The 12,716-nt window shown below is 48.0% G+C and carries 9 protein-coding genes; 3 read left to right on the forward strand and 6 right to left on the reverse strand.

Translation table 11 applies throughout. From position 1 onward, the window contains the following. Nucleotides 1-2: 2 nt before the first annotated feature. The gene (locus AB4493_RS04490; protein ID WP_017081288.1) at nucleotides 3-920 is read right to left on the reverse strand and encodes a LysR family transcriptional regulator; all 918 of its coding nucleotides are present in this window, start codon (nucleotides 918-920) and stop codon (nucleotides 3-5) included. Between the two features lie 247 nt (nucleotides 921-1,167). Here AB4493_RS04490 and AB4493_RS04495 point away from each other — a divergent pair, with 247 nt between their 5' ends. From AB4493_RS04495 to AB4493_RS04505, 3 genes are all read left to right on the forward strand, one after another. After that, nucleotides 1,168-2,862 (forward strand): L-lactate permease, encoded by a 1,695-nt coding sequence (locus AB4493_RS04495; RefSeq protein WP_017071915.1) that lies wholly within the window; start codon nucleotides 1,168-1,170, stop codon nucleotides 2,860-2,862. Nucleotides 2,863-3,063: 201 nt separating this feature from the next. Further along, entirely contained in the window at nucleotides 3,064-4,203 is a 1,140-nt protein-coding gene (gene lldD, locus AB4493_RS04500; protein WP_048663885.1) for an FMN-dependent L-lactate dehydrogenase LldD, read from the forward strand. Between the two features lie 159 nt (nucleotides 4,204-4,362). Continuing rightward, a complete protein-coding gene (locus AB4493_RS04505; protein WP_372154622.1) occupies nucleotides 4,363-7,218 on the forward strand; it encodes an FAD-binding and (Fe-S)-binding domain-containing protein in 2,856 nt (951 codons plus the stop codon). Between the two features lie 121 nt (nucleotides 7,219-7,339). On the opposite strand, the gene AB4493_RS04510 is transcribed toward AB4493_RS04505, so the two are convergent. The 5 genes from AB4493_RS04510 to AB4493_RS04530 form a co-directional block, all read right to left on the reverse strand. After that, nucleotides 7,340-7,582: a hypothetical protein gene (locus AB4493_RS04510; RefSeq protein ID WP_017061558.1), complete on the reverse strand. Its 243-nt coding sequence runs from the start codon at nucleotides 7,580-7,582 to the stop codon at nucleotides 7,340-7,342. 160 nt (nucleotides 7,583-7,742) lie between these two features. Then, entirely contained in the window at nucleotides 7,743-9,479 is a 1,737-nt protein-coding gene (locus tag AB4493_RS04515) for an ABC transporter permease subunit (RefSeq protein WP_372154573.1), read from the reverse strand. Between the two features lie 4 nt (nucleotides 9,480-9,483). Next, nucleotides 9,484-10,995 (reverse strand): ABC transporter substrate-binding protein, encoded by a 1,512-nt coding sequence (locus AB4493_RS04520; RefSeq protein WP_372154574.1) that lies wholly within the window; start codon nucleotides 10,993-10,995, stop codon nucleotides 9,484-9,486. A 48-nt stretch (nucleotides 10,996-11,043) separates the two neighbouring features. Continuing rightward, nucleotides 11,044-11,895, reverse strand: coding sequence for an ABC transporter ATP-binding protein (locus tag AB4493_RS04525; protein ID WP_017065049.1), 852 nt, complete (start codon nucleotides 11,893-11,895; stop codon nucleotides 11,044-11,046). Next, entirely contained in the window at nucleotides 11,892-12,650 is a 759-nt protein-coding gene (locus AB4493_RS04530) for an ATP-binding cassette domain-containing protein (RefSeq protein ID WP_102321379.1), read from the reverse strand. Before AB4493_RS04530 ends, AB4493_RS04525 begins: the two co-directional genes overlap by 4 nt. Between the last annotated feature and the right edge of the window lie 66 nt (nucleotides 12,651-12,716).

A 12,716-nucleotide genomic window follows, 5' to 3' on the forward strand; every position in this document is an offset into this window, starting at 1 on the left:
TATTAAAAATAATGTGAAATCGTCAGGTAACGCGTTCTGATGTGTTCAATCAATAACTTAATCTTATTCGGTGGCTGGCGCGTAAAGGGGTACACCGCATAAATACCTAGCTTCTTGCCGACTAAATCAGGGAATATATCCACCAGCTGGCCGTTACGAATGTCGTGATAAACCAAACAGCGCGGTACATACGCGACCCCATGACCGCCCAACGCGGCTTTTCTTAATGCCGTCGCATTATCGGTAGAAAAAGAGCCCGAGACGCGCACGATGTATTTATCGTTATCAGTAAAGCCATCTTTACTATGCAGAAATTGCCACTCACTGGCACCCGTTGTTTGATAAGCGTATTGCAGACAATTGTGCTCAACCAAATCCTTGGGCTGCATCGGCTTACCATTCTTGGCGATATAAGACGGAGAAGCACATACCACCCATTGAGAGTCCAAGATATGACGGGCAATTAAGCTGGAGTCTTCCAAGTAGCCGGTTCTAATCACTAAGTCGAGGCCATCATCAACCAGATCCACAAAGCGATTGTTAAGAGACATATCGACCGTTAAACCTGGGTGCATATTACAAAACTCGGCAACAGCGTCTGCGAGAATCAAATCTCCGGAGATAGTAGGCACTGACATTTTGATATGACCACTAACATTTTCACCAAAGCCTGAAACTGCGTCCATAGCCTCTTGAGCCGCCTGCTTCACATTTTTGGCTCCGTGTAACATTGCCTTACCAGCCTCGGTAAGCGTCAATTTACGCGTGGTTCGATATAATAGCTGCACGCCAATCTCTTCTTCCAAACGCGCAATTCTCTTACTAACTACCGAATTTGTAAGGTTATTTTGCTCTGCCACCTTACTAAAACTGCCCAGCTCTACTACCTGTGAAAATAGGATCAAATCGTCTGCTCGCATTTGATTATGCCAATTTTGGAATTAATTATTTTCATTATTTCCCTATATCAATAAAAAATAAAGGGGTAAATTCACGCCAAATTAACAAAACAATTACAAAAACAGCTTTTGCAATCACATCGGTTACAAATAAAGCGACTCTAATTACAACAATTGAATCCTCGAGATTCAGATTACACCTACAAAACTAATGACGTGTTATTCACTTCAAACATGAACGTTTGAAAACAAGTACGAGGAAGTACCCATGAGTGAAACTCTACTAGCATTATTGGCCTTTTCGCCAATAGTTGTTGCAGCGATTCTGCTGGTTGGCCTTAACTGGCCTGCAAAAAAAGCGATGCCAGTGGCATTTGCATTAACCGTTGCTATCGCCCTATTCGCATGGGATATGTCTAGCACTCGCGTGCTGGCTTCAGTATTCCAAGGCTTCGGCATTACCGTGTCGGTTCTCTGGATTGTGTTTGGCGCCATCTTCTTATTAAACACTTTGAAACACACCGGAGCTATCACCACCATCCGCAACGGATTTACTGACATATCAGCAGACCGTCGTGTTCAGGCAATCATCATTGCTTGGTGTTTTGGTTCATTCATTGAGGGCGCATCTGGCTTCGGCACACCCGCTGCAATCGCCGCTCCATTATTGGTTGCAATTGGCTTCCCAGCGTTAGCCGCGGTACTGATGGGCATGATGATTCAATCTACGCCGGTATCGTTCGGCGCGGTGGGTACACCTATCATCGTTGGCGTAAACAAAGGTTTGGATACGCACAACATCGGTGAAAGCCTGATTGCCAATGGTTCAACATGGGATGCTTACCTACAACAGATCACATCAAGTGTTGCAATCATCCACGCCTGCGTTGGTGTGATGATTCCTGTATTGATGGCGATGATGCTGACTCGCTTCTTCGGTAAGAACAAAAGCTGGACTGAAGGTCTTGATATCCTGCCATTCGCACTGTTCGCAGGTGCCGCTTTCACCATTCCTTACGCACTAACGGGTGTTTTCCTCGGTGCTGAGTTCCCATCACTGATTGGTGGTTTGGTTGGCCTTGCGATTGTTGTAACAGCAGCAAAACGCGGCTTCCTAGTACCTAAATCAAAATGGGATTTTGAGAGCGAAGACAAGTGGCCTGCAGAATGGCTAGGTTCTCTGAAAATCGACCTTGACGACAACAATCAAGGCCATAAGAAGATGAGCATGGCGATGGCATGGGCACCATACGTGCTGCTAGCGGTGACCTTGGTTGCGAGCCGCGTGAGCCCTGAATTCAAAGGCCTACTGAAGAGCGTTAGCCTATCGTTCAGCAACATCCTTGGTGAAACCGGTGTGAGCACTGCGATTCAGCCTCTGTATCTACCGGGCGGTATCTTGGTCTTCGTCGCGCTGGTTGCTGTTCTCATGCAATCTCGCAGCGCAACGCCACTGGCTAAAGCCTTCGGTGAATCGAGCAAGACTCTGATTGGCGCAGGCTTTGTGTTGGTGTTCACCATCCCAATGGTTCGTATCTTCATTAACTCTGGTGTGAACGGCGCAGATTTAGCAAGTATGCCCGTAACCACGGCAAACTTCGCAGCTGACCTCGTTGGTAGCGCATTCCCAGCATTGAGTGCAACGGTTGGTGCGTTAGGTGCCTTCATTGCAGGTTCGAACACAGTTTCAAACATGATGTTCAGCCAGTTCCAATTCGAAGTAGCGCAGACTCTGACTATCTCTAGTGCGGTGGTTGTTGCTCTACAAGCCGTTGGTGCAGCAGCAGGTAACATGATTGCGATTCACAACGTGGTAGCGGCATCAGCAACTGTTGGCTTGCTAGGACGCGAAGGTGCAACCCTACGTAAGACAATCATTCCAACGTTCTACTACTTGGTGATGACAGGCATCATCGGCCTAGTGGTTATCTACGGATTCAAAATGACCGACGCACTTATGTAAAACATAAGTCGTTCAAAAGCACTTGGCGTTAATACTCAATTCCCCGACAGCGACACCGTCTAATAAGACAGTTGATGAGTTCCGGGATGGATACTAGAGCACATCAACACCCATGGGTATTAACGCCATTTTCCCGAATTAAAGCAGCCCAAACCAAGCTCTCAAAGAAGAGCAACATCCCAAGAATTTAGGACTGAAATTATGATCATATCCGCATCGACTGATTACCGCGCCGCAGCAAAAGCAAAATTGCCACCGTTTCTTTTCCACTACATTGACGGCGGTTCTTACGGAGAACATACCCTACGCCGCAACACAGCCGATCTTGCAGAGATCGCGCTCAAGCAGCGTGTCCTCAATGACATGTCAGATCTGAATTTGGAAACTGAGTTGTTTGGCGAAAAGCTGGCGATGCCAATTGCCTTAGCACCAGTTGGCCTAACGGGCATGTACGCGCGACGTGGTGAAGTGCAAGCAGCAAAAGCCGCGGACAACAAAGGTATTCCTTTTACGATGTCGACGGTGTCGGTATGTCCAATAGAAGAGGTCGCACCTAAGATTGAACGCCCAATGTGGTTCCAACTTTACGTGTTAAAAGACCGTGGCTTCATGAAGAACGTTCTTGAACGTGCTAAAGCCGCTGGCGTCACAACACTAGTCTTCACCGTGGATATGCCCGTACCCGGCGCTCGCTACCGTGACATGCACTCAGGAATGAGTGGTCCAAATGCAGCAGTACGCCGCGTATTCCAATCTATGCGTCATCCTAGCTGGGCAGTTGATGTTGGCTTGTTAGGTAAGCCACATGACCTAGGCAATATCTCAACTTATCGTGGTTCTCCTACCAAACTGGAAGACTACATCGGTTGGTTGGGCGACAACTTTGACCCATCAATTTCATGGAAAGATCTAGAGTGGATCCGTGATTTCTGGGACGGCCCTATGGTCATCAAAGGCATTCTTGATGAAGAAGATGCAAAAGACGCCGTGAGATTTGGCGCAGACGGTATCGTCGTTTCAAACCACGGCGGTCGTCAGCTTGATGGTGTTCTATCAAGCGCTAAAGCATTACCTGCAATTGCAGATGCAGTAAAAGGCGACACTAAGATTCTGGTCGACTCTGGCATTCGTACTGGCTTAGATGTAGTGCGCATGATGGCGATGGGCGCAGATTGCACCTTACTTGGCCGCTCATTCGTCTACGCGTTAGCGGCTCAAGGACAAGCAGGCGTTGAGAACCTACTCGACCTGTACGACAAAGAGATGCGCGTTGCGATGACTCTAACTGGCGCCAAGACAATCAAAGACTTAACCCGTGAATCTTTGGTGGGGCTAGATTAAGTCCGTTGATTCACTGTAATGCTTTGGTCTACTTAGACCGAAGTTCAATCGGTGTCACAGCAATTCCACTGCCGTTGTGACACCGTTTAAGCACTGGAAAATAAAATAAAAAAACAAAAAAGCAAATCAGTGCCAAATAAGAAGCACAAGGAAGCAATGATGGAGACAAACACATCCCATGAGCGAGCAATAGACGCACAAGCTTATCAGCAGCTTGAAGCGATACTGGCTCAAAAAATAGAAACGGAACGCATTGTCACGCAAGAGGCAAAGCGATTGGCCTACGGCACCGATGCGAGTTTTTATCGCTTGGTGCCGAAAATGGTTCTAAGGCTTAAAAACTTAGACGAAGTGATATTCACCATTCAAAGCTGTCGCGAACTCGGCATTCACTTTACCTTCCGCGCCGCAGGCACCAGCCTGTCAGGACAAGCGGTTTCAGACTCGGTGCTCATCACCCTTACCGACGACTGGCGTGGTCATGAAATTGTCGATAACGGCAATCAGATCATTCTTCAGCCCGGTGTGATTGGTGCTGATGCCAACAAATACCTCGCCCCTTTCCAACGTAAAATCGGCCCAGATCCAGCTTCAATCAATACCTGTAAAATCGGTGGCATCGCGGCGAATAACGCCAGCGGCATGTGTTGTGGTACTGCGCAAAACTCGTATCGCACCGTTGAGAGCATGAAAATCGTATTGAGTGATGGCTCCCTGCTTGATACGGCTGACAACGCAAGTGTTGAGGCATTCAAGCAATCACATAAAGACCTGTTTGAAGGCATTGTCGAATTACATCAACAGACAGCGTCAAACCAAGAACTTGCAGACAGAATCCGCCACAAGTACCGCCTCAAAAACACCACTGGCTACGCTCTGAATGCCTTGGTCGATTACCACGATCCAATTGAGCTCATCAAACACCTGATGATTGGCTCAGAAGGCACGCTAGGCTTCATCGCAGAGATCACCTACAACACCGTTATCGAACACCCGAACAAAGCTTCGGCTCTGTTGGTGTTTGCTGACATCGAACAAGCAAGTAAAGCCGTTACTACGCTATCAAAAACACCAGTTGCTGCCGTTGAATTGATGGATGGCAGAGCACTGCGTTCAGTGGCTGATAAACCGGGTATGCCCGCCTTTATGCCTAGCTTGGATTTAGAAGCCGCGGCTATTTTGGTTGAATCACACGCCAGCTCCCAGCAGGACTTAGATTTACAATGTAAATCAATTTTGGATGCATTGACTGAATACACAATTGTTGAATCAGTCCCTTTCACGTCCGATCCGAAGACAGTCGCGACTCTGTGGGGCATCCGAAAAGGCATGTTCCCAGCAGTTGGAGCCGTTCGTGAAGTTGGCACAACCGTTATCATCGAAGACGTGGCTTTCCCTGTCGAAAACCTCGCTAACGGTATTCGAGAGCTACAAGAGCTGTTCGACAAATACGACTACAGCGAAGCGATCATTTTTGGTCACGCCCTCGAAGGCAACCTGCACTTTGTATTTACTCAAGGCTTCGACAGTCAAACAGAAATCGATCGCTACGGCGGTTTCATGGACGATGTTGCCGAGCTGGTTGCGGTGAAATACCAAGGTTCTCTAAAAGCAGAGCATGGTACTGGTCGTAACATGGCGCCTTATGTGGAATTGGAATGGGGCAAAGACGGCTATGCCTTGATGCAACAGATCAAAGCGCTGTTTGATCCAGAAAGACTGCTCAACCCCGGCGTTATCATCAACGACAACCCGAATTCACACATCACCAATTTGAAGCCAATGCCTGCTGCCGATGACCTTGTCGACCGCTGTATCGAGTGTGGCTTCTGTGAGCCTGTTTGTCCGTCTCGTACCTTAACTCTATCGCCACGCCAACGTATCGTGCTGTACCGCGAGTTACAACGCCGCCGAGCTGCGGGTGAAGAGATAGAAGCAAGCGAACTAGAGAAAACCTTTGAATACCAAGGCATTGATACCTGCGCCGCAACCGGCCTGTGTGCCGAACGTTGTCCAGTGGGAATCAACACCGGTGATTTGATTAAAAAGCTTCGTATTGCCAAGTACGAGAAATTTACGCCAATCGCTAAGTGGACAGCGGATCATTTCTCGACCACCACTAAGCTGACCAAGGCTGGCCTCAAAACCAACCAAGTGGCGAGTAAGGTTCTGGGCGCCAACACGGTCGGCAAGCTTACCAATAGCCTACGCTCAGTGACCAAAGGCGCGACACCGATTTGGATGCCAGAGATGCCGCAATCCAACAATCACTCCCTCACGGCTTCACCAATGACAGCCGAAACATCGAACAACGCGAAGAAAGTGGTTTACCTCCCTTCGTGTGCCAGTCGAACCATGGGGCAACAAAGTGATGCGGGCGACCAACGTCCTCTTACTGAAGTGACCATGTCTTTGCTCAACAAGGCAGGATTCGAGGTAATTCTACCGAAGAAGCTAGATGACCAATGCTGTGGTATGCCTTACGACAGCAAAGGAATGACCGACTTAGCACAGTCGAAGGCTCAGCAGTTGGAAGAAGTGCTATGGCAAGCCAGTCGTCAGGGTGAATACCCAATATTGATGGATACCAGCCCATGTGCTAAACGCAGTATTGAACAGTTCACCAAGCCATTAGAGGTGTTAGAGCCAACAGGGTTTGTGAATCAATATTTGCTTGAACATCTGACGCTTGAGCCGCTACAAGAAACCGTGATGCTGCATGTCACGTGTAGCTCTCGTCGAATGGGCTTAGAAGGCGCGATGTTAAACCTTGCTAAAGCGTGTACCGAAGAGGTGATTGTTCCAGAGCATATTCAATGTTGTGGTTGGGCAGGTGACAAAGGCTTCACTACACCAGAGCTGAATGAGGCGGCGGTACACCCACTCAAGGAACAAGTGCCGAGCAACTGCACTCGTGGCTTTAGTAACAGCCGAACCTGTGAGATCGGTTTATCACACCACAGTGGCATTCCGTATCAATCAATCTTGTACTTGGTGGACGAAGTGGCGCAGTAGATCCACTCATACTGCGAGCAACGTGCTCTAGCTTAAAACGAAAAATGGCAGCCCAATCAGGCTGCCATTTGTTTATTCGATTTAAAACGTATTACCGAGCTAGATATTGCTGAGCTAGCGGCTACTGAGCTAAGCGCACCAACTCTTCTGGCGAGTAGTGTTCTGCTTCTGCGCCTTTGGCGATTAAGTCGATCACTTGGAACTCGTTCATGTCACCAAACTCTTTGGTTAAGTAATCACGGAACGCTTTCTCGTTCGGCCATTTGCCTCGCACGATATAGCCATCTTCCTTATCGAAATCTTCCGTCTCAAAGAAAGAAAAGTCGGTCATACCAATATTGTGGCAATACAAAACGAGATACATGTTGAATCCTTAACGCTGAACACTTAACTAGGCTAAAAACCGGTCGACAACCGATCCGAAAGCCAATTCTAAAAAACAGGCCTAAGGTTACAACATAAAAAGCAAATCGAACACTCAATCGAATAGCACGTCGAAAACTTAAGCAGCCTGTTCTTTTTCGTTAATCATCAAACATCATGTTAATGGCCGCACCTAACAGAATCAGCCCAATGATTGGCCCCATTACTGCCAATGGTGCGCGCTCGATGTAAGGCAGGTTCTCTGCGATCATCAAACCCCATTCAGGTGTTGGTGGCTTTGCCCCTAATCCGATGAAGCTCAGCGAGGTCAGACTTAGAGTGATAACCGGTAGCCTCAACATCGCGTGTCTTAGCAAAGGTGGCAACACGTAAGGAAGCAGATAGAAGCGGAAGATTCTGAGCTTGCTCGTGCCCCACAAAGGCGCGAGATGAGTATAAGGCTGAGCCTTTGCTTCCACGATTAAACTTGAGCAGTGCGCCGCTAGCGGCGCCCACGACACCAATACAATCGCGATTAATGCGCTGTTCGGATTCATCCCCGTTAAGCCTGCAACAAGCAAGCCTGCAATGATGTATGGGATACCCTTAGTGATCTCGATAAGGCCTTGGCTAAAGCGGGTGTTGAAACCCATGATGATGCCCGTCACCAAGCTCAAGAACGTTGCCAATATGCCGGCTTGGAAGGTCGCAATCATACCAGAACCAATTCTCGCCAGTAGGTCTCGACCAATGCCATCTGCGCCCAAAGGTGCTTGCCAACTCGGTGATGCCAAGCGTGCGAATTGGCTAGTGTATGGGTCTCGGAATGCAGCCCATACAACGATAGCAATTATGAAAGAGAAGATCGCAAAAGCAGTGACACGCTTTGCGCGGTTCTGGGTAAAACGAAACGAAGAGTGGCTACTGATGAGCTTGCCGCTTTTCAGGCTGTGGCCAAGAATCAATTGCTGAACAAACAAGCTCATGCTGCTCACGGCAATTGAAAATAGCAGCAATACCAATAAGCCGCCCTGCAGAATTGGTAAATCTTGCGCCTTAGCTGCGCCTAAGATCATGCGCCCGATACCCGGAATCGAGAAGATAAGCTCAACCGCGACCGCGCCACCAGTCAAACCAATCACGATCATCGCGATTTGTGGGATCAGGCTGCTCAGCGCTCTTTTCAGCGCAAAGCGAATAATTTGGTTGGAGTGAACATTGGCACTGAGCCAGGTGATCACCCAAGGTTCATTTAAAACGCGTTGTAAACTGTCTCTGAGTAGGCGACTAAACAGACCACTGGCAGGCAATGCAAGCGCTAAGCTCGGTAGCCAGATGTCTTGCCAACCTTGCCAACCATACGGCGGCAGCCAACCTAACCAGATAGAGAACACCAGTATTAATACCGAGGCCACTACGTACTCTGGCAACGATATTAATACCGTACTTAAACTGCTGTAGCTCTGCCCCAGCTTGCCCTTCTTCCAACTGCGTAAGGTGGCAAGCAGGCCTGCACCACACAGTACGAAAGTCATCACCAATCCGCTAGACATCAAAAACAGAGACGTAGATGCTGTTTTTTGAATGCTTAATGCAACCGAGGAACCATCAATCCATGATTCACCTAGATCACCTGAAAAAGCACTTCCTACCCAGTCGAGCAGGCGCTCAATAGCTGAACGGTCAAGCTGAAGATCAGCGCGTACCGCCGCTAAAGCTTCAGGCGTAAGCAGGTGTTGTTGCCCCGCCCTAGCCCGCAGAATAGATTGGCTTGGATCGACGCCTGCAATGTCAGGCATCAAACCAACAAGAATCACCACCACAATCAGTGAGGCGATTCTTGATAGCCAAGGCGTCAAGATAAATAGAGTTCGACGCAGAGTCTCAGCAGATAACATTTATTTAGTTAGCCTGTGTTGCCGGGTTAACTTGTGTCGTTTGATCAACCAAGCGACGTTCACTTGGGTCACGAACGACATTGCTTACACGCTCACTTTCACCTTGAATCACACGTTCGTGAAGCAGCGGGATAGCCGCGAAATCGTTAAGGATTTTTTGTTCAGCTTCGATGATCGCTTGCTGACGCAGCGCACCTAGCGGTTGTAGGTCAGCGTGATTCAGTGCTTTATCTACCTCTTGAGAACAGAACTGGCCAAGGTTGAATGAACCCTTACAACCAAAGTCGCTCATCATGTAAGCCACTGGGTCACCCGAATCTAGAACCGTTGCACGAGAAAGGATAAACGCGTCGAACTTACCAGATAGCGCATCGTTCTCGATCTGAGCGTATTCACGAATATCCAGCTCAACCTTGAAACCAGCCGCTTCAAGTTGTTGCTTCAGTAGCGCTGCCACTTCTGGAAGCTCTGCACGGTCGGTAAAGGTACCGATAACAATACTTTCACCGTTTGCTTTTAGCGTTTTGTCGATTGCTTGACCTTCAGGTCGGATCGGCTCAGCCCAAGCAAGTGCAGGACCTAATAGGCCTTGTGCGATGTCCGCGTGGTTTTCATAAACAGTATTCACGATTTGCTCACGGTCTACCGCAGCCGCCGCTACCTTACGCAAGTTAATATCGCTGAATACGCCTGACTTGTTATTTAAGTAAAGCGTATTGGTACGAGGCATCGCCACTTCATAAAGTAGGTTCGGATCAATGGTCGCGATTTGTGAAACGGGTACTGCTTCAACGATGTCTGCTGTACCTGTTCTTAGAGCTGCAGCGCGAGCAAAACCGTTAGGGACGTATTCTGCAATCACAGATTCAACTTGCGCTTTTTCACCCCAGTAGCCATCGAAACGTTTTAGCTTCGCGCTGGTTGTACCGTTAATTTCAGTCAACTCAAACGGGCCCGTACCTGCACCCATTGGACTAACTCGACCATCTTCTTGGTACGCGCTTGCTGCAAGAATCGCTAATTGAGGGCTTGATAAACGACTTGGTAGAAGAGGGTCATCAAAGCTGGTTTTGATCTCTACGCGGTAGTTGTCCATTGCTTTCACTTCTAGCTCTACGCCATCTAGGATGCGTGGCTTAGGTGCCGCTTCCAACGCTTTCTGTAGTGAGTTCACAACAGACTCTGCCGTTAATGTAGAGCCATCGTGGAATTTAACACCTTGGCGAACCGTGAATTGCCAAGTCAGTGGATCAACGTGTTTCCAATCCGTTGCTAGCATAGGTTCTGCTTCTGAGGTTGGGCTCAGGTTAACCAGAGTTTCTGCTGTGCTCCAACGAGATAACTTAAAAGCGTCATCAGAAAGTGGCGATAAACCCGTTCTTGGTGGTTGCATCATCGCAACTCGAATTTCAGATTTTACTACGGCATCGCTAGACCCTGGTTGAGAGTCAAAACAGCCCGTCAAAGGCAGAGCCAACGCAAGCGTGCAAGCCAGTTTGATTGAATTAAAACGCATAATTATTTTTTCTCTGTAGCTGTATTTTTTTTATAAATAAGGTTGTGTTTAACAAGTAGATTTCGAAAGAGGCTGAGACTCGATCAGCATCTGAGTCGCAGGATGAGCAGGTTTACTCATCACTTGATCGGTCGGTCCGTGCTCCACCATTTCACCATGGTCGAGTACCAGTATTTCTTCACAAAGGGCTTTTGCGGCACCTAAATCGTGAGTAACCAAAATAAGGCGCATATCGCGCTTCTTTTTTAATGAATTAACCAAGTCCAACAACCTTTGGCGATTCACTGGGTCAAGGCTGGCAGTAGGTTCATCGGCCACCAGCACTGCGGGTCTAACGACAAGAGCCCGAGCAATAGCCACACGTTGAGCTTGACCTGTAGAAAGCTGATTAGGTTTCAGTAAGAGCAAACTGGCAGGCAATCCAACGTCTGAAAGCGCCTCTTCAATGATGGCTTCATGATTACCCGAAACATCTAAGTTACTTAGAGGTTCGGCTAAGATCTGTCGAACGGTATAGTAAGGGTTGAGGCTAGTGTGGGGCTCTTGAGGCACCAATTGAATCAAGCGACACACCGTTGCTTGCGCTTTGCTATCGCGAATTGGGAGCGAATAACCGAACAAGTTTATTTGACCAACGGTTGGCGCTTTAAGGCCAAATAGCAGTTCAATTAACGTTGATTTACCGGCACCAGAACGCCCAACAATTGCTAGGCTTTTGTCTTCAACATTAAGGTCTATGTTCTGTAGCGCTTTGAACGCTTTACCACCCAACCAACTTGGTACGGAGTAGTAGTGAACACTCACATTGTCGAACTTAATCTCTATCGGTGTTTGTGTTTCTGAATCAGTCACTGGCATTAATGGCGAGGCTTCTGAGTTTAGTGATAAGGTCGAGCTCATTCGATTAAGTCTCTCAATGAACAGCAGAAAGCGTGAGAGCTCGACTCAAGTGCATGTTTCGGTGCACCGTAAGCCACCACACCACCATCATCGATGACTAACAGCTTGTCACATGCCAACGCGCTATGCAGGTCATGGGTGATGAGTAAACCACCAATTTGACGCTGTTTAACATTGTGTCGAATCAGCTTAAGTATCTCTTGCTCTGTCACCGGATCTAACGCACTGGTTGGTTCATCGGCGATGATAATATCGGCGTTACTCAGCAAGCCAATCGCAATACACACACGTTGGCGTTGCCCACCCGAAATTTGGCTCGGGTACAACGGCAAGATGGTTTCTGGATTAGGAAAACCAAGTTGATTCAGCAACTCGGTAATTTGAATTTTTTCTTTTGATTTAAGCTTAGTGCGAGTTCCCGTCAAGGCAAGGCAGAGTTGACCTTCTATTGAAACCAGAGGGTTCAAAGCTTGAAGCGCATCTTGGAAGATAACTGCGGGGCGCTGTGTGGCAGTTCTTTGCAACATAGGCAAACCACATACCGCTTCACCAGACAGAGAAATATGACCTTCAACCTCGACCGTTTCTGGCAGAAAACCCGCAATCGCACGTGAAAGCATCGACTTACCAATGCCTGACGGTCCCATGATCGCCAACAGCTCACCTCGATAAACATCGAAGTGGATATCTTGGAAAAGGGTTCTCGAAGAGGTTTTGATCGTTAGGTGGTCAACAGACAAAAGTGGGGTGTTCACGCAGATACTCACAGATAGATGTTATAACATAACAACATTATCATTTAGCTGAGGCGATGAAAAGCG

The organism is Vibrio sp. 10N.222.55.A1 (genome assembly GCF_041473835.1).
GTDB lineage: Bacteria > Pseudomonadota > Gammaproteobacteria > Enterobacterales > Vibrionaceae > Vibrio > Vibrio crassostreae_C.